28 protein-coding genes, 1 tRNA gene and 1 pseudogene are annotated in these 25,680 nt (G+C 53.9%); 19 read left to right on the forward strand and 11 right to left on the reverse strand.

The genetic code is table 11. The annotated features are described in order from the left end of the window. Positions 1-40: 40 nt before the first annotated feature. Positions 41-934 carry a ribose-phosphate diphosphokinase gene (locus NTE_RS06170; RefSeq protein ID WP_226987204.1) on the reverse strand — a complete coding sequence of 298 codons (894 nt, stop codon included), beginning with the start codon at positions 932-934 and terminating at the stop codon, positions 41-43. Between the two features lie 114 nt (positions 935-1,048). On the opposite strand from NTE_RS06170, the gene NTE_RS06175 reads away from it, so the two are divergent. Next, positions 1,049-2,362 (forward strand): CFI-box-CTERM domain-containing protein, encoded by a 1,314-nt coding sequence (locus tag NTE_RS06175; RefSeq protein WP_148700228.1) that lies wholly within the window; start codon positions 1,049-1,051, stop codon positions 2,360-2,362. Here NTE_RS06175 and NTE_RS06180 read toward each other — a convergent pair. Next, positions 2,352-2,918, reverse strand: a complete 567-nt coding sequence (locus NTE_RS06180; RefSeq protein WP_158385181.1) for a DUF309 domain-containing protein — start codon at positions 2,916-2,918, stop codon at positions 2,352-2,354. The genes NTE_RS06175 and NTE_RS06180 overlap by 11 nt on opposite strands. Positions 2,919-3,064: 146 nt before the next feature. Here NTE_RS06180 and NTE_RS06185 point away from each other — a divergent pair, with 146 nt between their 5' ends. Genes NTE_RS06185 through NTE_RS06200 form a run of 5 tightly spaced genes read left to right on the forward strand, consistent with a single transcriptional unit; the run spans position 3,065 to position 6,900 of the window. Further along, positions 3,065-4,072 carry a multicopper oxidase domain-containing protein gene (locus NTE_RS06185; protein WP_420835304.1) on the forward strand — a complete coding sequence of 336 codons (1,008 nt, stop codon included), beginning with the start codon at positions 3,065-3,067 and terminating at the stop codon, positions 4,070-4,072. Between the two features lie 13 nt (positions 4,073-4,085). Then, entirely contained in the window at positions 4,086-5,300 is a 1,215-nt protein-coding gene (locus NTE_RS06190; protein ID WP_158385183.1) for a ZIP family metal transporter, read from the forward strand. Positions 5,301-5,351: 51 nt separating this feature from the next. Beyond that, a complete protein-coding gene (locus tag NTE_RS16440; RefSeq protein ID WP_158385185.1) occupies positions 5,352-5,525 on the forward strand; it encodes a hypothetical protein in 174 nt (57 codons plus the stop codon). Between the two features lie 48 nt (positions 5,526-5,573). Then, entirely contained in the window at positions 5,574-6,635 is a 1,062-nt protein-coding gene (locus NTE_RS06195; protein ID WP_148700230.1) for an FxLYD domain-containing protein, read from the forward strand. Positions 6,636-6,651: 16 nt separating this feature from the next. Beyond that, positions 6,652-6,900 carry a hypothetical protein gene (locus tag NTE_RS06200; protein ID WP_158385187.1) on the forward strand — a complete coding sequence of 83 codons (249 nt, stop codon included), beginning with the start codon at positions 6,652-6,654 and terminating at the stop codon, positions 6,898-6,900. Here NTE_RS06200 and NTE_RS06205 read toward each other — a convergent pair. Together NTE_RS06205 and NTE_RS17085 are read right to left on the reverse strand one after the other, a co-directional pair. Next, on the reverse strand, positions 6,897-7,136 hold the full coding sequence (locus tag NTE_RS06205) for a hypothetical protein (protein ID WP_148700232.1): 240 nt from the start codon (positions 7,134-7,136) through the stop codon (positions 6,897-6,899). The genes NTE_RS06200 and NTE_RS06205 overlap by 4 nt on opposite strands. Positions 7,137-7,251: 115 nt before the next feature. Next, positions 7,252-7,815 (reverse strand): annotated as a pseudogene (locus NTE_RS17085) (methane monooxygenase/ammonia monooxygenase subunit C). A 271-nt stretch (positions 7,816-8,086) separates the two neighbouring features. Between NTE_RS17085 and NTE_RS06215 the strand changes: the two are divergent. The 10 genes from NTE_RS06215 to NTE_RS06260 all read left to right on the forward strand — a co-directional run bounded on the left by NTE_RS06215 (position 8,087) and on the right by NTE_RS06260 (position 15,560). Then, positions 8,087-9,265 carry a multicopper oxidase domain-containing protein gene (locus NTE_RS06215; RefSeq protein WP_148700233.1) on the forward strand — a complete coding sequence of 393 codons (1,179 nt, stop codon included), beginning with the start codon at positions 8,087-8,089 and terminating at the stop codon, positions 9,263-9,265. A 116-nt stretch (positions 9,266-9,381) separates the two neighbouring features. Further along, positions 9,382-9,675, forward strand: a complete 294-nt coding sequence (locus NTE_RS06220) for a hypothetical protein (RefSeq protein ID WP_075053487.1) — start codon at positions 9,382-9,384, stop codon at positions 9,673-9,675. A gap of 669 nt (positions 9,676-10,344) precedes the next feature. Beyond that, on the forward strand, positions 10,345-10,698 hold the full coding sequence (locus NTE_RS06225; protein ID WP_148700234.1) for a hypothetical protein: 354 nt from the start codon (positions 10,345-10,347) through the stop codon (positions 10,696-10,698). Between the two features lie 136 nt (positions 10,699-10,834). Next, positions 10,835-12,346: an FAD-dependent oxidoreductase gene (locus NTE_RS06230; RefSeq protein WP_148700235.1), complete on the forward strand. Its 1,512-nt coding sequence runs from the start codon at positions 10,835-10,837 to the stop codon at positions 12,344-12,346. A 60-nt stretch (positions 12,347-12,406) separates the two neighbouring features. Next, a complete protein-coding gene (locus NTE_RS06235; RefSeq protein WP_275451245.1) occupies positions 12,407-12,805 on the forward strand; it encodes a PKD domain-containing protein in 399 nt (132 codons plus the stop codon). A 54-nt stretch (positions 12,806-12,859) separates the two neighbouring features. Next, positions 12,860-13,789: an EF-Tu/IF-2/RF-3 family GTPase gene (locus tag NTE_RS06240; RefSeq protein ID WP_148700237.1), complete on the forward strand. Its 930-nt coding sequence runs from the start codon at positions 12,860-12,862 to the stop codon at positions 13,787-13,789. A 66-nt stretch (positions 13,790-13,855) separates the two neighbouring features. After that, a complete protein-coding gene (locus tag NTE_RS06245) occupies positions 13,856-14,395 on the forward strand; it encodes an endonuclease dU (RefSeq protein ID WP_226987207.1) in 540 nt (179 codons plus the stop codon). Positions 14,396-14,448: 53 nt separating this feature from the next. Next, positions 14,449-14,898: a C2H2-type zinc finger protein gene (locus tag NTE_RS06250; RefSeq protein ID WP_226987208.1), complete on the forward strand. Its 450-nt coding sequence runs from the start codon at positions 14,449-14,451 to the stop codon at positions 14,896-14,898. A 78-nt stretch (positions 14,899-14,976) separates the two neighbouring features. After that, positions 14,977-15,066 (forward strand) — tRNA-Cys (locus tag NTE_RS06255). A gap of 44 nt (positions 15,067-15,110) precedes the next feature. Continuing rightward, a complete protein-coding gene (locus NTE_RS06260) occupies positions 15,111-15,560 on the forward strand; it encodes an SRPBCC family protein (RefSeq protein ID WP_158385189.1) in 450 nt (149 codons plus the stop codon). Here the strand turns inward: NTE_RS06260 and NTE_RS06265 are convergent. Together NTE_RS06265 and NTE_RS17095 are read right to left on the reverse strand one after the other, a co-directional pair. After that, positions 15,553-16,623, reverse strand: coding sequence for an NAD(P)-dependent glycerol-1-phosphate dehydrogenase (locus tag NTE_RS06265; protein ID WP_226987209.1), 1,071 nt, complete (start codon positions 16,621-16,623; stop codon positions 15,553-15,555). The two genes, NTE_RS06260 and NTE_RS06265, sit on opposite strands and share 8 nt — an antisense overlap. Positions 16,624-16,635: 12 nt before the next feature. Next, positions 16,636-16,956 (reverse strand): TRAM domain-containing protein, encoded by a 321-nt coding sequence (locus NTE_RS17095; RefSeq protein WP_226987210.1) that lies wholly within the window; start codon positions 16,954-16,956, stop codon positions 16,636-16,638. A 227-nt stretch (positions 16,957-17,183) separates the two neighbouring features. Here NTE_RS17095 and NTE_RS06275 point away from each other — a divergent pair, with 227 nt between their 5' ends. Continuing rightward, positions 17,184-19,025 (forward strand): beta-CASP ribonuclease aCPSF1, encoded by a 1,842-nt coding sequence (locus NTE_RS06275; RefSeq protein WP_226987211.1) that lies wholly within the window; start codon positions 17,184-17,186, stop codon positions 19,023-19,025. Here NTE_RS06275 and sepF read toward each other — a convergent pair. From sepF to pheS, 4 genes are all read right to left on the reverse strand, one after another. After that, positions 19,017-19,310, reverse strand: coding sequence for a cell division protein SepF (gene sepF, locus NTE_RS06280; RefSeq protein WP_148700241.1), 294 nt, complete (start codon positions 19,308-19,310; stop codon positions 19,017-19,019). The genes NTE_RS06275 and sepF overlap by 9 nt on opposite strands. Before the next feature lie 135 nt (positions 19,311-19,445). Beyond that, positions 19,446-20,504, reverse strand: coding sequence for a DUF814 domain-containing protein (locus tag NTE_RS06285; protein ID WP_148700242.1), 1,059 nt, complete (start codon positions 20,502-20,504; stop codon positions 19,446-19,448). Between the two features lie 155 nt (positions 20,505-20,659). After that, positions 20,660-22,336, reverse strand: coding sequence for a phenylalanine--tRNA ligase subunit beta (gene pheT, locus NTE_RS06290; protein ID WP_148700243.1), 1,677 nt, complete (start codon positions 22,334-22,336; stop codon positions 20,660-20,662). Continuing rightward, on the reverse strand, positions 22,303-23,799 hold the full coding sequence (gene pheS, locus NTE_RS06295; RefSeq protein ID WP_148700244.1) for a phenylalanine--tRNA ligase subunit alpha: 1,497 nt from the start codon (positions 23,797-23,799) through the stop codon (positions 22,303-22,305). Before pheS ends, pheT begins: the two co-directional genes overlap by 34 nt. Positions 23,800-23,862: 63 nt before the next feature. Between pheS and NTE_RS06300 the strand changes: the two genes are divergently transcribed. Both NTE_RS06300 and NTE_RS06305 read left to right on the forward strand, forming a co-directional pair. Continuing rightward, positions 23,863-25,038 carry a tryptophan--tRNA ligase gene (locus NTE_RS06300; protein ID WP_148700245.1) on the forward strand — a complete coding sequence of 392 codons (1,176 nt, stop codon included), beginning with the start codon at positions 23,863-23,865 and terminating at the stop codon, positions 25,036-25,038. Further along, positions 25,035-25,331 carry a hypothetical protein gene (locus NTE_RS06305; protein WP_148700246.1) on the forward strand — a complete coding sequence of 99 codons (297 nt, stop codon included), beginning with the start codon at positions 25,035-25,037 and terminating at the stop codon, positions 25,329-25,331. Before NTE_RS06300 ends, NTE_RS06305 begins: the two co-directional genes overlap by 4 nt. Here NTE_RS06305 and NTE_RS06310 read toward each other — a convergent pair. Further along, complete coding sequence (locus NTE_RS06310) at positions 25,328-25,666, reverse strand: hypothetical protein (protein ID WP_148700247.1); 339 nt, start codon at positions 25,664-25,666, stop codon at positions 25,328-25,330. The genes NTE_RS06305 and NTE_RS06310 overlap by 4 nt on opposite strands. Positions 25,667-25,680 lie beyond the last annotated feature (14 nt).

The raw sequence follows: 25,680 nt of genomic DNA on the forward strand, positions 1-25,680 counted from the left end.
CTACTATGATACGGTGCACACAGGGCCTGATTTAACCTTGTCACAAAAGAAGGGCTTTCCGCACGGCCTCTGCAAGCGCCTTGCTCAGGTCGACTTTGGCGTGCCTGCCCGGTATGGAGTTGGTGGCGATTATCTCCTGGACGCCTGCCGCCGCTATCTTTGAGGCAGCGTCGCCTATCAGCAGCGCGTGCGCGCACATGGCGTATATCTTGCCTGCGCCGTTTTTGCGCAGCACCTCCGCCGCCTTGACGATGCTTCCCCCGCTGCTTATCATGTCGTCAATAAGTATCGCATCGCGGCCTGAAACGTCCATATCTATCCTTTGCTCCACCGTGACTTCGCCCGTGGTCCTGTCGCGGGATTTTTTCAGGGCGGTCATGTCTGTTTTTAGCAGCCTTGCAAATTGCTGCGCCCTTGGAATGCCCCCTGTGTCCGGCGACACCACGAGCGCGTCTTTGAGCTTTAGGCTTGCCGCATGGGCCGCCAGAAGTGGCATCGAAGAAACGTTGGTGATGCTTGAAAAGAAGGCAAGGGCTGCTTCACTATGGATGTCGACGGTAACTACTGACTTGGCTCCAGCAGCCGCAAGCAGCTTTGCGACCAGCGCCACGCTCACTGACTCGCCTTCCAAAAAAGCCCTGTCCTGCCTTGCATAGGCAAGGTACGGTATCACGGCGCATACCTCGGCGCCATCATCGGCGCACTTTTTTATCATCATCATGGCCTGCAGAAGGTGGGTGTCGGTGGGCGGGTAGGCCGACTGCACGACGGCGCATTTTTTGCCAATGCTTGCTGTAAGCCTGATCTTGCTCTCGCCGTCGGAAAAAACACGCAGTTCCGCCGATACGAGCTTGGCGCCAAGGTGTTTTGCAATGCCGGCGGCAAGCTCGGGCGAGGAGGGACCTGCAACTATGGAGGAAATGTCGGCCGCCAAGTACGCCAGCTGTTGGCTTGCACGTCTTTTAATATCTATTGTTATTATTGTTGTTGCCAGTCCGTATTTTCAGATTTAAATATCCTGAAATCACGATCCGGCTTGTAGGTGTACATGCGCGGCCTGCTTGCGATCCCTGCAATCGTTGCTATGCTATTACTGGTTATTGCAATGCAGTATGCCGCGGCGGCCGAAGAAGGGAACTTTACCTTCCACAACGAAACCAAGTACGTGGACGAGAGCAAGATATTGCACATCTATGGCGAAATAAAGAACGAATCGACGACTACCGCCATGAAGAACATCTTGATAACAGCGTCATTCTATGATGCAACCGGCGCGCTCCTTTCGCAGTCCCAGCAGGCGCCAAAACTGCGCGTGATAAACCCCGGAAGCGTTGCGCCATTTGACATGGTCTTCCTTGACACTGCAAACGCAGGCAAGGTCGCCAGTTATTCCCTTTCAGCCAGGGGCCAGCCGACAGAGACAAAGCCCGCAAGCCTGACCATAACATCGTCAAATTCGCGCCTTGACGTGCTTGGGCTGTACTACATCAACGTGGGTATTCGAAACGACGGCAACCAGACCGTGACAAACCCGATAGCGATAGCGACCCTGTACGACAGCGCCGGCAAGGTGGTGGCGATAGGCGAGGCCCCCGCGGAGAGCGAGAGCAGGGTAGTCGAGGACATGGCGCCCGGCGACAGGGGCGGCTCCGGCATAGTCGTGTCTGAGCGCCTGCAGACCTACAAGGCCGCAAGCTATGCGCTTGTAGCCGATTCTGACCAGTACGTCTCTGACGTTGCCAAGTACAAGGCTGCCGGCCCCGGGGCAAACTCTGGCACTCCTGCAAACGGCACGCAGAGCGGCTGCCTGATAGCGACTGCCGCATTTGAAAGCGAGCTTGCGCCGCAGGTACAGGAACTTCGCAATTTCCGCGACGGCCTTGCGCTCAAGACCATGGCAGGCGCAAGTTTCATGAACGTCTTTAACGGCTGGTACTACTCTTTCAGCCCCCATGTTGCAGACTATGAGCGGGAGCAGGACTGGCTCAAGAGCACAGTTCGAACGTCTGTATATCCATTGCTTGGAATACTTGACCTTAGCACGTCCGTCTTTCACGCGCTTTCGTTCAACAACGAAGCCGCCATAGTCGGCGCCGGCCTGACTGCGAGCTCGCTCATCGGCCTGCTGTACTTTGCGCCGCTGTCTGCAGTCCTCGCAATCGCCGGCAGGAAAAAGCGCTGGGACATGAAGTACGCAAAATACGCGCTTGTCATCGCATGGGCGGCTAGCCTTGCCGCAGTTGCCGCAGGCGAAGCGGCAGCCTCAACCGAAGTCCTGATGTTTGGCACCGCGCTCTTGGTGCTGTCTGCGATAAGCACGGTCGTCCTTGCGGTAGTGCGAGTAGCTAGATTCAGATTGTAAACCGCTCTATGATGCCCGTGTTCAGTATTTCCTGCACCCGCTCCACAAACCTGTCCATGTCTATTCCATGGTACTTGCCCGTTGCGCCTTCGAGTTTTTTTCTGGCGCGCCGAAGTATCGACATGCAGATCTCTCGCTCGTCCTTTTCGTCGTGCACGAACGCCGCCGCGACGAGTATCACGCCGTTTAGGAGGTCGCGCTCCTGCCCTGACGGGGTCTCTTTCCAGACGGCCTCCAGCGCCTCGTGCGTCCCCCAGTACTTTTCGTCGTTGAAAAGCTCTATCGCCCTCTTTATTGCCTCGCCTTTTTCCACATGCCTTTCTACGATGTGCTCGTAGCTGGCAAGGGGCGAGATTTTCTCAAGCCTGCCTACGAGGCCGCTTATGTCCACGCCGTCTGGGATGCTCGTGTCAAACTCGATGTATTTTTTTGACACGCGGGAGTCGCGGACTATTGCTTTTTCGTCGTCTGCCAGCTCGCGCGCCCTTGCAAGGAGCACTGCGGCGTCTTTGGGCGTGTACGCGCTGTTTTTGAGGTGAACAAAGTACCTTTGCAATGTGTATACACTGCATTTGGCAAATGCAAAGATAAACTTCGCGAAGTAGTATAGTCTAATAATGTTAGATTAGGCTAACATTTATTATCAAGGCTAACTTAATTTAACGTGTATCACGCTTGTTGTCATTAAATAATAGCAAATTATTGTTGATAGTAGTTGTAGCAGCAGCCGTAGCGGGCACTGCGATTGCCTTTTCGTCACTTGGCTTTGGCGCAAACGCGCAGGTGACGGACAAGCAGGTAACGGGCCACAGCCTTACCTCCTACACCACGACAGGCGATGTGATTGACCCAGAACACGACAACATGCCTCTGAAAAACGCTGTGGTCGACCCTGACAAGTACCTGCGCCAGTTCAATTACGGGCACGTATCAAAGCTGCCTGACGGGACTACTCTTCGAGAGTTTACCATGGTGGCAGACGACAAGCGAGTGATGGAAGTGTCGCCGGGCGTCTTTTTCAACGTGTGGACGTTCAATGGCACCGTTCCCGGTCCTACGATCCGCGCCACTGAAGGAGACCTTGTGCGCATCCACTTTATCAACAACGGCACCCGCCCGCACACGATGCACTTCCACGGCATCCATGCCGCCGAAATGGACGGAGTGTTTGAAAAGGTGGCGCCCGGAGGCCAGTACACGTACGAGTTTACCGCCGAGCCCTTTGGCGTGCACCTGTACCACTGCCACATCCAGCCTCTTGAGGAGCACATCTCCCACGGCCTGTACGGCGTCTACATAGTCGATCCAAAAGAACCAAGGCCGCCAGCCGATGAAATGGTTATGATGATGAACGGATACGACACCGACTTTGACGGCGAGAACAATTTCTACACAGTAAACGGCATCCCGTTCTACTACATGCACCATCCGATACAGATTGAAAAGGACAGGCTGGTGCGCGTGTATCTAGTGAACATACTGGAATTTGACCAGATAAACAATTTCCACCTGCACGGAAACCTGTTCCACCTGTACCGCACTGGCACAAGCCTTACTCCTGACGAGTACACGGACATGGTGACTATGAGCCAGGGCGAGCGCGCGATACTAGAGTTCACATACAAGTACCCTGGACAGTACATGTTCCACGCCCACAAGACAGAGTTTGCGGAGAAGGGCTGGCAAGGGGTATTTCTGGTAAAGGAGTGAGCATGCGGCACAAATGACTACTACAATCACGAATGCAAAACTTGCCGCAAGCGCCCTGATACCGATTGTGATACTTGCGGGGATGATCGCGTTTTTGCTGTGGCCCGGAAACACGGTGCTCAACTTTGGCGCGCCGCTTCCAGACGTCACCGTCGAGCGCATAGAGTTTGCAAGCAAGCTGATAATCGCGCACGTGCGAAACACAGGGCCGCAGGCAGCCGAGATAGCGCAGGTGGACGTAAACGACAGGATAGTGCCAGCCGCAGTCGAGCCTTCCAAGGACCTAGCGCGCTTTGGAGAGGCCAGAGTCGTCATACCGTTTGAATGGGTGGAAGGCAAGCCCTACGAGGTCGGCGTGACGACATCAGACGGCGTGCGCTTTGCCAAGGCTGTCCCGGCCGCAATTCTGACCCCTGCGCCGGACGCAGGGCAGGCATCGCTCCTTGCGCTCCTTGGCACCTACGTCGGGATAATTCCGGTGATGATAGGCCTCCTGTGGCTCCCGTTCCTCAAGAGGCTGTCTGCCGGCAAGTACTTGTTCTTTCTCAGCTTTACCGCCGGCCTGCTCTTGTTCCTTGGCATCGACGCGCTAGTGGAGGCAAACGAGCTTGCCACAAAAAGCGTGGCAGGGGCGTTTCACGGACAGGCGCTCATTGCAACTGTGACAGTGGTGTCGTTTGTAGCCCTGCTGTACGCGTCTGAAAAACTGGTGGAAAGAGGCAAGACAACAACAACAACGACGACAACGACAACAAAGGCGCGTACGATAACAGGCTCAATCGCCGTCGCACTGATGATATCTGTAGGGATAGGACTGCACAACATGGGAGAAGGCCTTGCCATAGGCGGCTCGATGGTGGCCGGCGAAGTAGCGCTGGGCGCCTTTCTCATCGTGGGCTTTACGATACACAACACCACCGAGGGCCTTGCAATCGTGGCGCCGCTTGCAAGGGAAAGGCCGAAGGTGGCGCAGCTTGCCGCGCTCGGGTTCATTGCCGGCGCGCCGGCGATCTTGGGCGCCTGGGTTGGAGGCTTTGTCTCCTCACCGGTTGCATCGGTGGTGTTTCTTGCAGTCGGCGCCGGCGCAGTGTTTCAGGTGGTCTATGCGATATTCAAGTACACGGGGCGGCAAGAGAGCGCCGGCGGCAGCAAGTTCCTGAGCGGGCCGGTGGCGGCAGGCATAGCGATAGGCATGTTGGTCATGTACCTGACATCACTTCTGGTATGATGAAAGGCAAAAATATCCAGCGGGCCTTTCCATCTAGGCGGGTATAATATAATGACGATGAAGACGCTTATGATAGACGAGCAGACATACAAGCGCCTTGCGTCCATCAGGAGCGAGATGTCCCACGCAAAAAAGCGCGACGTCGACTTTGGCGAGACGATAAACGAGCTGATAAACGTCTACCATGACCACCTTGCCTTTTCTGGTGAAAACGCTGGCGGCTAAAGAAAGGAGAGAGGGCTTTAAATTGCCGGAGCGCTCACCACCCTGTATATGCGCCTGATGGCATGGGCCGCGCTGGCGACCCTGCTCGTGCTTTCTACCATTGCATATCCTGTTGTAGCAAATGCAAATGCGGCAAGTGACGATAATAATAACACAATCGAGCTAAAGAATTCCAATTATTCTTTTGTGGATGCGCAGGGCATGACAAACGTGGTTGGGATCGTCAACAACCACGGCGTAGCGCCGATAAGCGTCACTATGGCACTCAACGTCTCTGACAGCTCAGGGCGCGCCTCGACCCTCCATGAAAACCTGTACGGAAAGGTGATATATCATGGAGAGGGCGCCCCGTTCAAGTTCAGGCTTGGAGAAGGCGTCAAAGCAGTGGGCAAGCCGTACGTCGCTGATGTCAAGCAGGTCGACCAGCCATTCTATGATACATTGGTGCTCAACTACACCAACATGGCAGTGGGGGACGAGCGCGTCCTTACCGGCACGATGAAGAACACCGGCAACACCGAACTTCGAAATGTCGTGGTGTACGCGTCAGTCCATGATGAAAACATGACCGACCTGGATTCCGTCAGGAGCAACGTCGTGCCTCTGCTAAGGCCCGGCGAACAAGCCGTGTTTACGGCGTCGCCGGATCCAGCCGTCAAGGCAAAGGTGTATTACTATAGCTGCGCCGGCTTTGACATCAACGCCCCGATATCTACCCTGCCCACGGGCGACGGAGGTTTTATCGCGTACGACTTTGCTTCCATTGCCAAGGTGGGCAGCATGAGGTACGACAATGCGACTGACAGCATCGCGTTTGACATCACGCACTATAACCCAAAGGGCGGGTCGGCAAGCATAAAGATCCCACAACTGACGCAGAACCAGACCGTTGCGGTGATGATGGACGGCAAGCCCTACGACGGTGCCACCGTCAAGGCTGACGGCAAGACCGTGTACATCGACTTTTTCGTGCCGCCTGGCACCCACGCAGTGCAGATCCAGGGCGTGCGCAACATGCCCGAGTTTCCGTTTGCGGTTCTCGGCCTTGCGACTCTTGTAGCAGCGGTTATAGCGGCATCAAGGCTCAAGGCAGCATTTAAAATCTCCTGACCTTTTCCTCTGGGCTGTGCAGCATATCTTTAAGGTGACAAAGTCCGTGGGAGAAGCTACAGCAAATCTGGAGCTGTACGATGGCAATAGCCTCGCACTTCTTGAATCCGAGTCGTTTTCCGACCTGTACACCCTGAATTTCCACCTTCAGACGCTTGCGACAAAGTACAAGACTGCGGGTGGGCTTCTCATCGTGCACGACAAAGCCAAGAACAGCGTAGAATTGTCTTTGGCAAAGGACGAAAACTCGCTTTTTGTGAGCTAGCCTCTGTTGCTCTTGTTTTCCTTGTAGTTGCGGATGGCAATTGCCACCTTGCTGGTGGTGTGGCAGAGCGGGCATTCAGCCCAGCTGTGGCCTCCAAAGTACTGCCATTCGTGGCCGCACCGGCCGTACGTGCACTTTAGCCACTTGCCCTTGGGCACTTTGGGCCACTTGTCCTGCATGGGCTTTCTTGCCCTGCGGGCCGCCCTTGGAAACCTCTTGCCGCCAAATGCTGGCAATATTATTACTCTCTGCCGTACAGCCAGCCTCTCTGGCAATTTAAAGACAGCTAAAGTACACACACACACAAGTCCTGGAATAAAAAAAGAAAAGGAAGGATTTTTTCGGTGCTTTTTACGGTATCGACCTGCCGTACAGCTTGCCTTCAAGCGCGAGCTTGTACATCTCTGCTACATACGGGTTCTTGGCCGGCGTTTCCTGCTGCAGCTCGACGAGCCTCGCGTACACCCTTACCACGTACGCAAGGGCGCCCATGAATGCCACTACGACACCCATGTTGAACATCCAGTGGTTCGGGACGGAGAAGATTTCCTCGACCATCCAAAAGTGCCACATCTCGTTTACGCCGACTGTGAACATGGTCGCCAGATAGCCAATGATGGTTATCTTTAGGCCTGTGTTCATCGAGTTGTTTGGACCTCTGAGGACAGGGACCCTTCTGTCATACATTGCGACGAGCCCCCAGCCAACGGGCAGGGCGATAAAGTGGCTGTACAGCCACTAGTGGGCCGGCGTGAATGCAGAATCGCGGATGGACGTCTGGTGCAGCGAACCATCTACGTAGTTGTCTATCTCCACGGACAGTGCTATCTGAGCCAGCACTATGACCATGATGTAGATCTTTTTCAGCCGCTGTACCTCTACTTCTTTCGGTATGAGTGATGGTATGAGAGCCATGGCGTACCCTGAATAATGTGACATTCTTATGAATGTATCCAATATTGAATATTATCATATAATTATACTAGTATCTGCTATGTTATCACCGTGTATCCATATAGTGGCATATAGAAAAAATAACTATTAGATCATAACAGTGAATATTTATGTTAATATGTAGATTCTACAAGATAACGATAGTATCTTGACTACATATGCAAGTAATGTATTCGAAAGCAAACGCACTTTCGACAAGTCTTATATAGATCACGTTGATTATCGGTAGGCAATGAACAAGGCAATCATTGCAGGGTTGGCTGCCGGTGTTCTGGTAGTGGGTTTAATTTTCAGTCCACTTTTCAATGGATTCCCACTTTCAGCGGCACAGGCTGCTCCGACTGGTGTCACTAGACACTATACCTTGATCGCAAACGAGAAAGTCGTTCAGGTGGCCCCTGACGACGCTCTGCATCCGGGCGGAATAATGTACAACGCAATGGTCTTCAACGGCACTATCCCCGGTCCAGTCATGGCGTCAAACGTGGGCGACACCGTGGAAATCACCTTGAAGAATGAAGGCAAGCAGATCCACAGCATCGACTTCCACGCGGCCATTGGCCCAAGTCAGGTGCTCTCTGGCAACGTTGCTCCGGGAGAATCCAAGACTTGGACGTTCAACACACCAAACTCTGGCGCATTCCTGTACCACTGTGGTGCTGACGGCCTCAACGGCGTATGGGAGCACATTGCAAACGGCATGTACGGCGGATTCGTAGTGCACCCGACAAATGAGGCTCCAGCAAAGGAGTTCTATGTGGTATTCGGTGAAATCTACAACAGCGCAGACGGCGGTCTGTTCGTTGGTGCAAACAAGACAGGCTCATTTGACATTACCAAGTTTGCAACAGAGCAGCCTGACCTCATCCTGACCAACGGCATGGCGCACAAGTACGCTCCAGCTGTCGGCCAAGCAGTCAAGCTTACTCTGAATGCCAACGCCACGCTCTTTAAGGTCAAGCCTGGCGAACTCACAAGATGGTACATCGTGGCTCCAGGACCAAACGAGGGAGTTTCGTTCCACTTCATCTCCGGCCAGATTGACGTAAAGGACGGATCGTTCAAGGGCAGGGGTATGACGCAGGAAAGGAATGAAGAAACTTGGTGGGTGCCGGTAGGCTCTGCTTCAGTGATCGAGTCTACGTTCCCTGAAGAAGGCATCTATGTGGGCGTCGACCACAACATGGCTCACGTCGTAAGGGGCGGAGCGTTTGTAGTCCAGGCCACAAACAACTCTACCGCAGATGACGTGCCACCAGAAGCGTGGGTTCCATCAAAGGCATGGCTGACTGAACACCCAACGATGGGAGGTTCCATGACGGGCGGCTCCGCGATGGAGGGCTCTTCTGGCAACGCCACATCGAGCGGTGGTAACGCCACATCATCTGGCGGCAACACCACCTCGGGTTAAGAGTCCCTGTAGAGCAATGATGATGGAAGGCGAAAAGCCTCCATCATTACTTTCTCTTTTCTTTTTCTATAAAAACCACAAAGCTTTTCTATCGATTCCTTCGATTCTAGCAACTGATGGCCAAGCGCCAGTTTACCATTGACACCGGCAAGGAACAGATACCTGTAGAAGGGCACGTGCACCGGAACGTCGCCGTCAAGTACCTGATGAAGAGGCGCAGGTCGGTCCTCATGACCAAGAACCCTGAAAAGGTCGAGAAGTTGTTTGCAGACCTGCCGACCACAATAAAGATAATCGGCAAGCAGGTGACAAAGGAGTACAAGGTAAACTGGCAGCGCGAAGGCACCGAGGACACGTACGCGGGGTCGCGCTTTGTGTTCACGATGGATGAAGTTGGCATTCCCGGCTAGACATTTTCGTAAGCTAGGGACTTTCTCAATGGCGCGGCATTTGACGAAAGTTATTTTTTGTTGCGCCGGTGCCGTTCAGGATGAGATATTGCATTATTATTAGTGTAATTAATTAGTCCTTGTCGACAAATAACAACCTGTACGAGATGAAGCATGCCCTCTGTCCCTCATGTGCTTTTGACTTTGTGCTTGCGGATTTGAACCGGATTGACAATGATACGTTTGAATGTCCAAGTTGCCATCGTCTGAGCAACGTCAAGGATCTTTTCGTTTTTGAACGTTAGTGCGACATACATACTGTACGATTTTTTCCAGTCAGAGATCATTATATCGACGTTCATTGTTTTTGTGGGCACGCCAGTTTGAGAGAAAGCATAAAAATGTTTTTGCACATAATCTTGTCAAGGTAGATTTGCCTCGGATTTCGTAGTTAAGAAAAGAAGAAGAGGAAGATCAAAACAACCGGATGCTGCGATATTCTCCGGCGAGGAAGAGATCGCCGAAATAAAAAAAGAAAAGGACAATGATGGTTTCAGGCTCGTAAGACGCAGAGACGGGCTGGAATGGCTGCTTACCAATAATGTGCATGGAGAGCCCCGGCCCTTTTCGTTCTCTGTGCGCAAATTGGCAAGAACAAATCGGCATGGCAAAAGCGATGACAATGTATCATTGAAAGACGAAGTATTTGTTGTACGTGAACAGCTGTTCAAGCACAACAATAACTTTTACATGCTGGCTGGCCATCCTGCAGGCAAGCACTGGGATGAACACATCCATGGTGCAACAAGATACATCAGCAGGCTGGATGATTTTGATGATTATAGCAGTACCGACCTTTCACAGATCGACTACCAGCACCGCGATCTGCGAGACAAGATAAAGAGGCTGCGTGGTACGGCGGTGGGTGAGGCATCCGGCTTGGGAATAGAAGAGAAAGGCCATCATGTGCGGCTGGATGACGAACTGGCGGACGTGGGGCTATTTATCGCTGCGATTTCCTACTTGATGTACGCGTCCGCTTGAGTCACCCAGTTCAAGAGCCGCTTATGTACATTTTTGTGTCACGCGGATATATGCGGCGGCATTTTTATTTTACTATTGCAGATATTTGCAAACCGCAAGTAACTCTATTAAGCAAAAAAGTCCATAGAGGTTCTTGATGGTTGAGCCGAACCGCGTCGGCGCATTTCCATTTCGCAAGGCGGACGCGGGAGAGCGAAAAACCAATTTTTCGGAGGTTCAGCAACCCTATTCAGAAGAGGAGGTCATGCAAGAGGCGGAACGCTGCCTTCTGTGCGGCACTCCCGTGTGCATTGACGCATGTCCTGTCCTTTTGGACGTCAGGGGCATGAACGAGGCCGCCGCAAGGGGCGACTTTAAGACGGCCTACGAGCGGATCAGGGAAACAAATCCCTTGCTGGGTGTGACTGCCCGGTGCTGCCCTCAGCTACAAGGATTGTGCGAAGACGCCTGCGTGCTAAAGTGGTCGGGACAGCCAATCGGGATAGGCCTAATTCAAAGATATGTCGCCGACTGGGAAAGAAAGCACCGCCGACAACAGCAACAATTGCCATCGCCGTCCGTGTCCATCGAGCCGGATACCGGGAAAAAAGTGGCAGTCATAGGTGCAGGTCCTGCCGGCCTCGCAGGCTCGGAACTTCTCCGGAGGTACGGCCACAAAGTCACGGTATACGAAGCGTCTGCCATGCCCGGCGGAACGGCGTGGTACGGGGTTCCGGATTATCATCTTCCAAAAGATGTCCTGCTTGACGAAATCGAAAAGATCAAGGCCATGGGAGTAGACATCCGCACCGGCGTTACCGTGGGAAAGGACGCTACTCTTGCCCAGCTTTTAGACGAGAACGATGCGGTTTTGATTACCACTGGCTGCAAGGATGCTCGGGACCTTGATACCCCCGGGAGTGACCTGAAGGGAGTGTTGTCAGGGTATGACTTTCTTGAAAGCGTCTTTTCAGACGGCGTGGGCAACTATTTGAAGAATCCCAAGTACGACCTCGGCACCGAAATAATCGTGATAGGGGGTGGAGATACGTCTCTTGATTGCGCCAGGACCGCGTTGAGGCTTACAAAAGGAAGGGGAAACGTCACCGTGCTGTGCAGGCAGCCCGAGACCGAACTGCACACCGACCCTATAATGCTTGAAGAGGCAAAGGAAGAGGGGGTGAAATTCAGGTTTCTCGTACAGGCCCGGTCTTTTGAAGGCGACAGCAACGGCCATGTCACTGCGGCTCTAATAGACAGTTTGCGCGCAGGCGCACCCGGTGGCCAGTCCGGAAAGCAAAAGCTAGAGCCTATACCCGATAAAGAGTTCAAGATGCCTTGCTCAACCGTGCTGGTGGCAATCGGAAGAGGACCAAACTCCTTTCTGCAAAAAAAGGCAGGGATAGAAATGGGCAAGCGCAATGCGATCGCAGTAGGCGACGATCACAAGACATCTGTGGAAAGAGTCTTTGCCGCAGGGGACGTTACCAGCGGCGAAACCCTGATCGTAAAAGCCATGGAAAAAGGGCGCGACGGAGCGCAGAGGGTCCATGAATACCTGATGCATATGGAAGCCAACCACATGTCATTTTACGAAAAATACTACAAGGAAAGGTCGTACGACAGGATGCTTGCCGGCAAAGAGGATAAAGTGATGCCTCCTGATTGAGAAAAGATGGATGCTTATCTTTATAAATTCGATTTGAATTGCGTTCATTGTTTGCCTCGCGTGAGCAGCAAAAATAACGCCCTTGTTTTTGGCATAATCGGGGCCGTCGCAATAGCGCTTGTCGTGGTGTACACTGTCCCGCTAAAGCTCCCCGGAGAAAAGCCAAAGACGTTCCGCGTAAATGCAGACAACTTTTTCAAGATTAAAGTGGGCGAGAAAGCGCCGTTTGTTGGCGTTGCCAGAGACGGAGTTGAGCCTTACCGGTATGCGTGGAACTTTGGCGACGGCGGGACTTCGCAGCTGCAGAACACCACACACGTTTACACAAAAGAGGGAAGCTACAAGGTTACGCTGGCTGTGACAGACGCCGCCGGGACGGTGACTAGCATATCAAACACGGTTACCGTCTATCCACCGGACGCCAACTTTACCCGGCAGGATCGCCTGCTTGACTATTGATGATGACAACCGACCGCAAAGAATTATACGGGCACGGCTGAAAACAGCGCTGTATTGAACAGCGTCAACTTTGTCGTGCTCGGCAACCCTGCAATAGCAGGCGAGCTTGGCAAAAAGGGCACGTCTACCGACATTACGATATATGACCGCAAGACTGCGGACATTGTCTACACTTGGACCGTTCCAGTCACATTTCCTGACAAGATCCAGCCGCTCATGCAGGCGGTAAACATTGCAGAGTACGCGATACTGAACGTGTCAAAACTTGACAGGTTCCTTGGCGAGCAGGTGCTTGCACTTGACTATTCGGGCATAAAGGACGGCTTTGTGCTGCATTCGTACGAGGTCGACCGTGAAAAACTAAAGGCGCTGCTGAAAGGCACGTCGCTTGCAAACTACCAGTTCGTAGACGGCGTCGACCAGCTGAAACAGGAAATGGCAAAACTCGTTCCAAAAGGGCAGGAAGGGCCGGTGATGATACCCGTCGACCACGCGTTTGACGTCAAGGGCGTCGGGACGGTGGTCCTTGGGGTGGTGAGGCAGGGAAGCATCAAGGCGTACGACGAGCTGACGCTCCAGCCCTCCGGCAAGGGCGTGCTTGTAAAATCGATACAGATGCACGACGACCCTGTGGAAAGTTCGTCAAGCCCTGCGCGGGTGGGCCTTGCGGTAAAGGGGCCTTCTGCAGGCGACATCTCGCGGGGCGACGTGATATGCGCTTCCGGGACAGTCAGAGTGGCTTCCGGGCCCGTGACTGCAAAATTCCAGAAAAGCCCCTTTTTCAAGGGCGATCTTGCCGACAACCAGATGTACATGCTGTCTGCAGGGATGCAGATTAGGCCGGTGAAGGTCAAGCTGTCTGCTGGCGAGATTCTGGAGATAACGCCGGAAAAGCCGATGGTGTACCTGCCGGGGCAGGCGTGCGTGCTCTTAAAGCCTGACAGCCAGACCACGAGGATAATAGGCAAGGGCATTTTTCAGTAAGAAAACGCTTATCGACAGGCGCGCCGCATTACTGCCATCCGCAGGGTACATTCCGAAAAAAAGGGCGTGCGAGTCTTTGCAATAGCCGAGAGTTTCAGAAAGGCTGCAAAAAGCTCCGTCCTTGCAGGCGTGGTCATGCGCCGCGACCTTGTCATAGACGGCATGGCGTTTGGCAGGGCAACCGTCGGCGGAGACGACGCCACTGGCGCGATTGTTTCAATGTACGCGTCGCTTGGACGCGACGATGTCAACTGCATCCTGCTTGACGGCCTTGTCATAAGCATGTACAACATCATTGACGGCGAGCAAGTCATGCAAGGCACCGGCCTGCCGGTGATTGCGATAACGTTTGAGGATTCAAAAGGGCTTGAAGGGGCGATCAGGCACCATTTCCAGCAAGGGTGGGAAGAAAAGGTGGAAAAATATCGCAGGCTTGGGGTGCGGGAGCGGGTGACGCTCAAGACCGGCAAGGCGCTGTATACAAGATGCTGGGGCATTACGCAAAAACGCGCCACTGCGGTGCTGAATGCCTTTACCTTGCAGGGGGCGCTGCCAGAGCCCATCAAGGTCGCCAAGATATCTGCGCGCTCGGCCCTCTCCTTATAATAAAGGAAATAGGCGCTGCAAACTCTTTAATTATATTTTTTACGATAGTACACGTGGAGAGCACGCCCTGCAAGTCAGGCTGGACTGACATGATCAACGAGTCGGTCCACACGAGCGACGATCAAGACATCGGCGATGTCGAGGCCGTAAGCCGGCATTTTATTGTGGTCAAGCGCGGGTTTGTGCACGTGCACCGCTATTACATCCCTATCTCCAAGGTCGAAGGGTGGGACGGAGACGTCCTGTGGCTCCGGATAAGCGAGGACCACGTAAAGAGGAGCTACGAGCGAAACGTATACCCTGACCCGTACAGGTACTATGTCAAGGACCATCCGTACTATGAGGCTGGTTACTCTCCATTTCTGACAATCCCAAGAAAATACGAGCCTCCAATCTACTCTGGCGCAACAGCGCCTACAAAATTCATCTACAAATGCGACATCTGCGACAAAGAGTTTCCAACAGCCGACGACTTTGAACAGCACGTCAAGATGGCGCACTAGTGTGCCGACCGCGTGAACTGCTCTGCACGTACACCTTTACCTATAAATTAGAACTGCCGAGAATAATACCGGCCGGTTGGTGGGGTGGCAGAGCGGCCATGCGTTCGCCTGCAGCATCGTGCAAATGCAGCCAGCGAATCTATAGGGGTTCGAATCCCCTCCCCACCTCTTTAGCACAAGAGTCAAATTGGTTTGCCGATCCCCCTCTCTTGTTGCGCAGGTTTTCGCACGCCTTTGCAGTTGACGGCGTCCCAATTGACAGGGTGTGGGCCTTTTACACAGACATCGGCCATCTTGAAGTTATCACGCCTCCTGAAATGGGCCTAAAAGTGGTAAAGTGCACCACCGGCAGGCAGCTTGCAGAAGGGACGGAAGTGTGGCTTGAAGGAAACTTGGTGCTAAAAAGCAGGTGGCACTCTAGGATAACACGCATGAAGCCCTATGTGTACGTTGACGAGATGCTTGAGGGCCGGTTCCGGGTGTGGAAGCACACGCATTCGTTTGAGCCGGTTGGTGACAAAATAACAACAAAAGTCATTGACGAGATAGACTTTGAACTGCACTATGGCCCACTTGGCAAGATGCTTGAAGGCTACGTTGAAAAGCGGCTGGCAAAAATATTTGCACACCGAAAGGACGCGACGATTAAAGCGCTCAGATGACCTTTGTAGCCGCAGCAAGCTCGCGGGCCTTTTTCTTGTCCATCTTTACCTTGCTCAGGATTGTATAGCGGTCTGGCCGGAGCGACTGCGCCTTGACAAGGGCCTGCACCACGTTGTCCTCCGTCAGGCCTATCTGCTTTGCCTTCGTGGGCGCGCCCATGTCTTCAAGCGTGTGCCTGACGTTTTCCCAGTCAAGGCCGTGGAGCCTTGCCATCATTATCGTGCCAATCCCGACGCGCTCGCCGTGCAGGCCGCATTCTGCCCCTCCCGCAACGTATTCCAGCGCGTGGCTAAACAGGTGCTCCGCTCCAGAGCAGGGCCGGCTGCTTCCTGCGATGCAGGCCGCCACTCCTGCGCTGATAAGAGCTTCAACGACAGTCCTGATGCCAAGCCGCTCGTTCTTTTTCAGTTTTTCCGACTCTTCAAGTATTATCTGGGCGCTCATGTAGGCAAGGTTTGCAGCATAAGTTCCAAAGTACTCGCCCTTTTCGTCCCTTGCCAGCTCCCAGTCCTTGACCGCCGTTATCTTGGCGACCAGGTCGCCGCAGCCACCGGCCAAAAGGCGCGGGGGCGCCTGCGACAAAAGGTGTGTGTCGGCAAGGACGCCGATTGGCGTGTTGGCCTTTATCGAGTGGGGCTTGTCGATGCCCCTTACAGAGACGAACGGGCTTGATATGCCGTCGTGGGACGCCGAGGTCGGCACGCTCAGAAACGGCTTTGACAGCCTGTATGCAGTCATTTTTGCAACGTCGACCGACCGCCCGCCTCCAAACCCTATGACGAAATCGGGCCTGTCGTCCTTTATCTTGTCGTGCAGCCTGTTGACGGTGTCCATGGAAGCGTCTGACACCACGTGCCACTTTGTCCTTAGCATGGCGTCTTCCAGCGAAGAATTGCACGACACGCCTGCGCGCTCTTTGACCACCCTGCCGGTGATGACTGCGACGCTCCTTGCAGAGACATCAAGCGACCTGACAAACGGGCCGACCTCTGCTATGACGCGGTCGCCTATCAGTATCTTCCTTGGCAGTTCCATGAGGTGGGAAGGGGGGGACGCTACCATGTGCCTGTGCCCTCACTCGTCGCTGTCGGCCGAGGCCTCGGCGTCCGGGGAAAGCGACTCGATGCTACTGTCATCATCAGTGGCAACCTCTGCAGTCGCAAAACCGCTTCCCACCTTGGTTATCCTTATCCTTACTGAATCTCCAGCCTTGGTGCCGGCCACAAACACCACCAGTCCCTGGATTTTCGCAACCCCGCTGTCGCCCCTCCTGCTCATGGATTCTATCGTCACGTCGTATTCCTGGCCGGCGCTCACAGGCGCAAGCCTGAACGGCCGAGGGCCGCCAAAGCGCCTTGGACCCCGGGAGCCAGAAGAACTGCCTTTCTCTTCCAAATGTATGTGCCTCTCTTTTTCTCTCTAGCCACTAGAGTATGACGGGTTGATATTTCAACCTTGGCCAAATATTTAATATGGGCTGTACACACTATGAGCAGTACAGAGACGTACGCATACATTCTGCCGGCATCTTTTTGATGACCGCGCATGATGAACACTAGTGAGTGTGTGAGATTGCATTAATGCAGCGTAGGCCACAAAGCGAACCAGGCAGCCAAAACATAATGGCAGTGATACTGCAGAGTCTGCCGCAAGAGGCCGCGCTCACAAAAATAGAGTACGAAGGCCCAAAAATTGCGCTCTACTCAAGGAACCCGGCCTATCTGATGCAGAATAGCCAGGTCGTCTCCAACATGGTCAACACCATAAAAAAGCGCATCGTGGTGCGCACCGACGAGTCGATCCGCAAGCCGCAGGCCCAGTCTGCAGAGATAATATCAAAATCTATACCCGCGGAGGTGGGAGTTGCTGGGACGTTTTTTGACCCCGTGCTTGGCGAGGCTGTGGTGTTTGCAAAAAAGCCCTGGATGCTGGCGCAGACCGGCGAGGATTTTGACAACATCGACCTTGCAGAAAAGACCGGCTGGCGCGTCAGGATTAGAAAGGCACCGCGCAGCATGGCCGCGATTGAAAACATGTACCGGCTGATGGGCGAGACGGTCGCCGAGCGCACGCGCTTTTACAGAGAGGTGGGCGACAAGATATTTCGCGACAAGCTGATTGGCGAAGCGGAGGCAAGCCTGATGACTCTTGGCGGCTTTGCCGAAGTCGGCAGGTCGTGCATGCTGCTTGCGACGCAGGAGAGCAAGATCCTGCTTGACTGCGGCATTAACGAGTCTGCACGCGACTCGCTTTCCGCCCTTCCAAGGTTTGACATCGCCGGAATCGGCATGGACGAGATCGACGCGGTGGTGCTCAGCCACGCCCACATGGACCACGCCGGCTTTGTCCCTGCGCTCTTCAAGTACGGCTATGACGGGCCGGTGTACTGCACCGAGCCGACAATGCTCCTGATGGAGATTCTGCAGCAGGACTATGTCAAGAGGTCCAAAAACCCATTGTACCTGGAAAGGGACATCGAGCGCGCCCTCGTGCACACGATACCCCTCACGCACGGCATCGTTACTGACATCTCGCCTGATGTCAAACTCGTATTGTCAAACTCGGGCCACATGCTAGGCTCCGTCTCGGCGCACCTCCACATCGGAAACGGCGACCACAACCTAGTGTACACCGGCGACATGAAGTTCGGCAAGACGCTTGCGCTTGACAACGCCTACTGGAACTTTCCCCGCGTCGAGACGATGATAATCGAGAGCACGTACGGGGGCAAGGAGGATATCCTGTGCCCACGCGAAGAGGCCGAGGCAAACCTTGCCCGCATGATAACGTCTGCCGCACACGCCGGCGGGCGGGTGTTGATACCGGTCCCGGCGGCAGGAATTGCGCAAGAGCTATTGCTTACGCTGGATCTTTTGAGCAAGGCCAGCAAGATAACAAACGTGCCTGTGCTGGTTGAAAAGATAATCTCTGACGCCACTGCCATCTACGAGGCGTATCCCGAGTTTCTGTCACGCGATCTTAGGCCGCGCATAAGCGAGTCGGAGGAGAGCCCTTTTGGCTCGCAGTTTTCGACTGTCGAGTCGTTTGAGACAAAGCAGGGCGAGCCGGCGGTGATACTTGCGCCGTCGTCAATGCTTACCGGAGGCCCGGCGGCGGGCTACCTGAAGCAGATCGCCTCTGACCCGACGAGCAAGGTGATAATGGTGTCGTACCAGGCGCCGGACACGCCCGGCAGGCTGCTATTGGACGGCAGCCGCCAAATAACCGTAGAAGGCGAGGCGCTAAGCGTGCGCTGCCAGATAGACCGCATCGATGGCTTTGCTAGCCACAGCGACTACAACCAGCTTATGGCCTACGTCAGCAGGCTTAGGCCCAAGCTCCGCAGGGTTCTCGTAAACCACGGCGAGCGGCCAAAAGCGCAGAACCTGGCAAGCCAGATAAACAAGATATTCAAGATACAGACGCAGCATCCGCTGGTACAGGAAGCGATAAAGCTACTTTAGGTCGTACGCGCCGCGCCATATCTTGACGCCCGGAGGCGTTATGACGATGCGCTCCTCGCCAAGCCTTGCAATGTCGCCGCCAACAGACTGCGCATAAGAGTACAGTTCTTCTACCACCTTGCGCAGCTCCTCTACGTCTTTTTGTGCAAGAGGGGTCACCCTGAGGATGACAATCATGTGCTTTTTGATGTCCTCCTTTACTCCCTGGGCGTCTGTGATGTCCCGTAGGGTCAGCGCTTTTAGGTAGACTGGCGCTTTTTGAGTAGTGGTTGGCCTATCCGTCACTTGACTTGCAGAAGAAAATTCGAGCCCGCTCTCAATAGTCTAGTTGGTCAAAAGTCATTCACCGGATTGTTGATTTTAACTTGTGAGGCGGGAAAGAGGAGGTTCTGCCCGATTTTGGGCAAAAAGTAAAGAGGGCTAGATGCGCAGGGCATCGGTCTCGGGCACGCCTGCCGGCACTGCCTCGAGCTCTCGTTCCTCTTTTTTGTCTGCCATCGTTACTTTGACCTTGGATGCTGCGTCCTTGGGTGCGTCAGAGTAGCGCAGGACGATTGCTGCCGCTCTGGCAATGGTGGCCTCGTCGTGGGTTTTCCCGCGCAGTATGCAGGTCGGTCCAACGTGATCCTTGGCTTCAAGAACGATATCGGTATCATCGACTACGAGCGCCTTTATCACCTCGTTTTCGTCCTTGTTCCTGCCCACTACCAGTTTTTCTGCAGGCGTGAGGCGAAAGTGGCGTCCGACCTTTAAAAGCTCGATATCGTTTATCGTCGGGATGTCGCCGTCTGCGTGCTCCATTGCATCCTCTATGCGCTTTGAAAACGCCGGGTCGGTAAGCAGACAGCCGCCGGCTGCGTTTGGCGGCTCTTGGACGCCAAAGTGCTTGGCAAGTGCCAGCTGGCCTTTTCTTGACCTGCCTTTGATATCGCCCATGTTCTCTCGCTTTATCAGGCCCTCCTTTTCGGCATCTGTCGGTGGAAGGTGCTTTGCCGACAGCGGCCTTAACACCTTGCCCTCAAGGCCCGTCTCGTTTTCAATTATGTGCAATGCTTTATTATTCTGGCTCATGGGGCGCTGGAACAACACTTCGCCCGTCACTACAAAGTCGGCGCCGATTTTTTCCATGTGCTCCTTGGCCGCGCCGTACATCATCTCCCTACAGTCGATGCACGGGTTCATGCCCGAGCCGTAGCCGTGCTTTGGTTTTTTGAGCATGCGGAGGTAGTCCTCGCCAAAATACACCGTCTTTAGTTTCACTCCCAGTTCGTCGGCCACCTCCTTTACCCTGTGGCCGCAGCCCTTGCCGCAGTCAAAGTCGCAGAATGGCGTCTTTATCGCCACTGCCTCGACGTCGACTCCCTGCTCCAGCATCATCCTTACTGCGAGGCTGCTGTCCAGACCTCCTGAAAGGAGCGCTACTGCCTTTGGCTTTTTTGTCTCGACGTCGTCTTTTTTCTGGGCATCCTGCTGCGACATTATAATATACAGCTGGATGTGGTCAGTTTCGTTATAAAAAGGTGTGTGCCCCGTCTCTGACTCACACGCGCTCATGGGTTAGCCGTTTGACTCCTCTGCGTGCTCTTTAAACGGGGTGTACAGTAGACTGGCGCTCGTAGGTATTTGTGGCTTTCCTAAAGCGACAATAGCGCGGACAGGTCTATCTCAAACGCCGCCACAGGCACGCGCAGCTTGAAATTGTCTATTGCAAGCGGCGTGATTTCACCTATTGTGCCAACAACGCCTTTGTCTATACTTATCTTGGCGCACCTGCCCTTGATGTACAGCGGGTCATCAGACGCCTTTGTTGTTATTGCAGACACGCCAAACCCGGAGGAGAGCAGCGCCTGCATGGCCGACTTGATTTCGGTGTAGCCTGCCTCGCCGTGCGCAACGACTGCTGCAACCTGCCACCTTTCGACTATCTTGCCGCCGTCGTCATGCCGGTGGAACGTCTTGCCTATTTCAAACAGCCTCTGCGGGTATTCTTCGTGCACGTTTCTGGAAAGTGACTGCAAAAGCGACGGGACAAGCGAACTTCGCAGCACCTCATGCTCTATGCTCTTTGTCCCGTCCACTGCCAGAATGTCGTATTCCGGCCTTCCGCAAAGCGAATACTGCACTTCTCTGCTAGTGAGCGAAAAGTTGAATGATTCGAGCATTCCAAGGCCAGTCATCGTCTGCCTGATGGCGGAGAAGTATGAAGAAAGAGCCGAGCGCTGGCCCGAAGTCGGCGACACCGGGAAATTCGGCTCCATGCGATAGATTCCATAGCCTATTGCGACTTCCTCTGCAAGGTCTATTTCGTGGGTGATGTCGGTCCTGTAGCGCGGGATCGTACACGCTATTTTATTTCCAGTCGCCTTGGCGTCCAGCCTGCTCTTTTTCAGGCATTCTGCAATTTCCTTTGCAGTCAGGTTCAGGCCGAGGATCTCATTTACGTATCCTGCACCGACAGACATTTTCCTAGTTGCAGCGTCTGGCGTCTCTAGCTTTTTGCCATTGTCGTCTATAGTGACAGTCTTTATCTGGAATCCTGCGTCAAAGAGCGTGACTGCAATAACTGCAAGCGCGTCGTCGGCAGCTTTTTTGTCGGTAGCCGTAACCTCTACAAACAGGTTTTTGCATTTTTCATCTACCTTGGTCGCTTCGCCATTGATGACCGGCGGAAGCGAAAGCGTTGTCCCTGCGCTGTCGATTATCACTGGATATTTTTCCGCGCCGGCAAGCAGGTGGCCGTACACCCTGCCTGTCTCTGTTTCTTGCAGTATCTGCTCAACAGTCTGCTCTTTAGAGCCGGCAAGCGGGACAAACGAGTAGTCGCTGCTTGCAGTCGTATACCTTACCGGGAATTTTATTGCGTCAAGGTTGTGCATTCCTATTGACGCCTTTTTCCTGCGCCTGCCGACCCCGTTGTGCAGGTCCTCCTGCATCGATATCAACTGCTTTATCGTCTCGTCGTCTAGCTTGCCGTTCTTTGCGGCAAGCGCGACCACAAACGGCCTGACCTTTTTTACTGACCTGTCTACCTTGACGGCAAGGCCGCTCTTGCCTGACAGCCTGAATTTTGGCATCCCTGTCTCCTTGCCGACAAGCCCAGCAAGCGCCCTTGCAATGCCATAGTCGGAAGAAAAGTCCGGCCTGTTTGGGTTGTATTCCACCCTTACGACGTCGCCGTCGATACCTTCGATGTCGAGGCCGACAAACGGCAGCATGTCAAGCGCTTTTTCCACCTTGACGCCGGGCAGGAATTTTTTCAGCCTGTCAAGTGCGACGTTTACAACTGGCATCTTGGCACGCTCCTGAGCCATGAAACCCTGTTGATGTAAAGGTCACGCACGTCGTCCAGTCCAAAGCGCAGCATCGCTATTCTTTCAAGGCCGCCGCCCCACGCAAGCACCGGGTTTTTGATTCCAAGCGGCCTTGTCACTTCTGGCCTGAATATACCCATGCCAAACAGCTCGACCCACTTTTCCAGCCTGTCGTTGTAGACCATGCTCTGGAGCGACGGCTCGGTGTATGGAAAGAACGTCGGCCAGAACTTGACCTTCTTTATGCCCATCCTTGCGTAGAACTCTTTTTGCAGTCCCATGAGGTCCCGGAGCGACGCCTTTGGCGCGGTGGCAACCCCTTCAACCTGATGGAACTCGACAAGGTGTTTGTACGACACCTTTTCGTTTCTGAACACCCTGCCGACTGAAAAGAACCGCGCAACTTCTGGCTTTGTCTCTGCAAGGTGCTGGAGCGTGACTGGCGTGGTATGGGTGCGGAGCACCATGCGCTTGGCTTCCTCCGGGTTCCAGCCGCTCCATCCCTGCTTGTGGACGCCTGACACTTTGGCAATCTGTTCCTTGCTTGCCGGGATTTCCTGCCTCTCGCCGGAAATGTAGAACGTGTCCTGCATCTCCCTTGCAGGATGGTCCTGCGGGGTAAAGAGCGCGTCAAAGTTCCAGAATCCTGACTGCACCATCGGGCCGTCAATCTCTGAAAAGCCAAGGCCTACAAAGATCTCTTTTACCTCTTCGATGATGTCGACGAGCGGGTGGCTCCTTCCCGGGTACACCGCCGGAGCAGGCGCTTCAACGTCAAGCGCGCTAAACTCGACCTCTTTCCATTTTCCAGAAGTGATGAGTTCTGATGTTAGCCGGCGCTCTTGCGCTTTTTCGCTCTCAATGGCCGGCAAGAGTGCCCTGCCTGTTTCCGTGATGGAAACGCGCGATTCTTTTTGTTCTTTGATCGTGACGTATTTGGGGCGCTTTTTCAAAAGGTCAAGACCCTTCTTTTCCTGCTCTGACAGTGCAGAAGAATCGATGCTATCTGGTGATGACTGCAGGCGTGCAAGCAATACTTCTTCTGCAGACTGGGTTTCTGCCGTTTCGGTCGCAGACATCCTGTTGCCTTCTGCAAACTGGATCCACTGGTTGCGCCTTGCGCCTGACACTGCCGCGTTTACTTCGTCGCCCTTGAGCGCGCCTGACGTCAGGACATCTGCCATTGTTGTTTTTCCCTCCTTGACTGCTCGGACAAGTCTCCTCTCAGGCAGGCCCGATTGCGCCGCTGCTGTTCCCGCTGCATCAAGCGCAACTGTAAAAGTTGAAAGCTCGTTTACCGAAGCAAGGTTCTTGAACTTTAGCCATTCTACTCCGCGCCTTGCCTGGTCTATTGAAAGCGACGCGGCCTCGGCAAGTTTTTCAATCGAAAGCTCCTCTTTCCCAGAGAGCGCCTTTAATATCGCCCGTTCAATCGGGTGGAGCGCCGCAGCGTCGCTACTCATTGTTCAGGGTTGTCAGGTGGGAAGAGTTTTTAAACGTTAGCGCGGTGTCTTTTTGATCATCGTATGTCTTCGCCCGCGGACGATGGAGCAGCAGAAAAGAGCAACAATAATAACAATGACTTTACAGTCACCCCGTGGGAAGTCGAAGGCGAGGTCGACTACAACAGGCTCATCGAAAAATTCGGCACGCAGCCGATAACGCAAGAGCTCTTGCAAAAGATCAAGAGCATGACCGGCGAAGTGCATCCGATGCTGAAACTGGGCTATTTTTTCTCGCACCGCGACTTTGACTGGATACTTGACAAAAAGCAAAAGGGCGAGAATTTCTATTTGTACACGGGCAGGGGCCCGTCAGGAATGGTCCACATGGGACACCTGATGCCGTGGATGTTCACGAAATACCTGCAGGACAAGTTTGACTCTAAACTGCTCTTTCAATTAACGGACGACGAAAAGTTCCTGTACGGGCAGGACCGGACGCGTGAAGAAACCAAGCGCTACACGTACGAAAACATACTTGACATCATCGCCATCGGCTTTGATCCTAAAAAAACAAAGATAATCGTCGACACAAAGCACATTGAGCACCTGTACCCGATAGCGACAGAAGTTGCCAAGCGCATCACGTTTTCCACGGCCAAGGCAGTCTTTGGCTTTACCAATTCCACAAACATTGGCATGATAGGATTTCCGCCGATACAGGCTGCGCCGTGCTTCCTTCCTTCCATCATCGAGGGCAAAAACACGCCCGTGCTCATCCCTGCCGCCATCGACCAGGACCCGTACTGGCGCATGACCCGCGACGTTGCCGACAGGATGGGCTACTACAAGCCTGCCCAGGTGCACAGCAAGTTCCTGCCCGGCCTTGGCATGATGGGCAAGATGTCGTCGTCCAAGCCAGAGACGGCGATATTCACTACAGACGAGCCGGAGGTCGTGGAGAAAAAAGTGTCGTCTGCATTCACGGGAGGCCAGCCCACGATAGCGCTCCAGCGCCAGCTGGGAGCAAACGCGCTAGGCTGCCCCGTGTTCTGGTACCTGCGCTACTTTTTTGACACTGAAAAGCAGTCTGATGAGAGGATGCTGAAATGCAAGAGCGGCAACCTGCTGTGCGGCGAGTGCAAGGCCGACTTGGCAAAGGGCGCCAAGCCCTTCGTGGTCGAGTTCAAGAAAAGGCGCGAAAAAGCCAAAGACGTCGTGGCAAAATTCATGTACGACGAAAAGCCGATAGAGCCATGAAGAGCCTGAAATTTGCCTGCGACGACAGGTACGAGGCAGAGAAGCTTGCGGGCCTGGTGTCTGTGCAAAAAGACGGCACCGTCTATGTCGACGGCGTCACTGCGGTAATCGGCAATGAAATAGTGATAAAACTAAAGGACAAGTCTTCGCATGCAGTTGTCCTGAAAGACAGGGAAAACGTCACAAAACTTGAGGCGCTGCTGTGCGATATTGCAAAGGGAAAAACGACCATCGTCTCAAGCGACTTTGAAGGCGCGGTAGCGGAAATAAAAATAAAAGAAGAACAGGATTAACGCAGGTCCTTGTTCATTTCCTCTGTCAGTATCTCTTGTACCTTGCGAAAATACAGGCCGGTCGAGTAAGGCATCATGGGTATGTATTCCTCGATTACCTGCATGACAGTCGGCACCGCCCTCTTTGACACGTCCATCTTGAACTTCATCCACAATATCCTGTCCTGCTCAAAGTGCACCTTGTCCTTCAGGTGTTCCGGCACGAGCTCTCTTGACCTGTCCTCAACGCGCTTGTACCAGTAGGCAAGTATGTCCGGGTCAAGCCCTTCGCGCAGGTTCTTGACCGTGTTGTTTATCTTGCTTGCCGCATATTCTATTGGAGGTTCCTGTGACACAGCTATACTGCGGC

This window comes from Candidatus Nitrososphaera evergladensis SR1, from assembly GCF_000730285.1.
GTDB lineage: Archaea > Thermoproteota > Nitrososphaeria > Nitrososphaerales > Nitrososphaeraceae > Nitrososphaera > Nitrososphaera evergladensis.

Bases quoted from the DNA above. Each gene is read 5' to 3' on its own strand.
- NTE_RS06175 (WP_148700228.1), top strand. From the start codon at position 1,049: ATGCGCGGCCTGCTTGCGATCCCTGCAATCGTTGCTATGCTATTACTG.
- NTE_RS06190 (WP_158385183.1), top strand. From the start codon at position 4,086: ATGACTACTACAATCACGAATGCAAAACTTGCCGCAAGCGCCCTGATA.
- NTE_RS16440 (WP_158385185.1), top strand. From the start codon at position 5,352: ATGACGATGAAGACGCTTATGATAGACGAGCAGACATACAAGCGCCTT.
- NTE_RS06195 (WP_148700230.1), top strand. From the start codon at position 5,574: ATGCGCCTGATGGCATGGGCCGCGCTGGCGACCCTGCTCGTGCTTTCT.
- NTE_RS06215 (WP_148700233.1), top strand. From the start codon at position 8,087: ATGAACAAGGCAATCATTGCAGGGTTGGCTGCCGGTGTTCTGGTAGTG.
- NTE_RS06220 (WP_075053487.1), top strand. From the start codon at position 9,382: ATGGCCAAGCGCCAGTTTACCATTGACACCGGCAAGGAACAGATACCT.
- NTE_RS06230 (WP_148700235.1), top strand. From the start codon at position 10,835: ATGGTTGAGCCGAACCGCGTCGGCGCATTTCCATTTCGCAAGGCGGAC.
- NTE_RS06265 (WP_226987209.1), bottom strand. From the start codon at position 16,623: ATGGTAGCGTCCCCCCCTTCCCACCTCATGGAACTGCCAAGGAAGATA.
- NTE_RS06275 (WP_226987211.1), top strand. From the start codon at position 17,184: ATGGCAGTGATACTGCAGAGTCTGCCGCAAGAGGCCGCGCTCACAAAA.
- NTE_RS06285 (WP_148700242.1), bottom strand. From the start codon at position 20,504: ATGTCGCAGCAGGATGCCCAGAAAAAAGACGACGTCGAGACAAAAAAG.
- pheT (WP_148700243.1), bottom strand. From the start codon at position 22,336: ATGGCTCAGGAGCGTGCCAAGATGCCAGTTGTAAACGTCGCACTTGAC.
- pheS (WP_148700244.1), bottom strand. From the start codon at position 23,799: ATGAGTAGCGACGCTGCGGCGCTCCACCCGATTGAACGGGCGATATTA.
- NTE_RS06300 (WP_148700245.1), top strand. From the start codon at position 23,863: ATGTCTTCGCCCGCGGACGATGGAGCAGCAGAAAAGAGCAACAATAAT.
- NTE_RS06305 (WP_148700246.1), top strand. From the start codon at position 25,035: ATGAAGAGCCTGAAATTTGCCTGCGACGACAGGTACGAGGCAGAGAAG.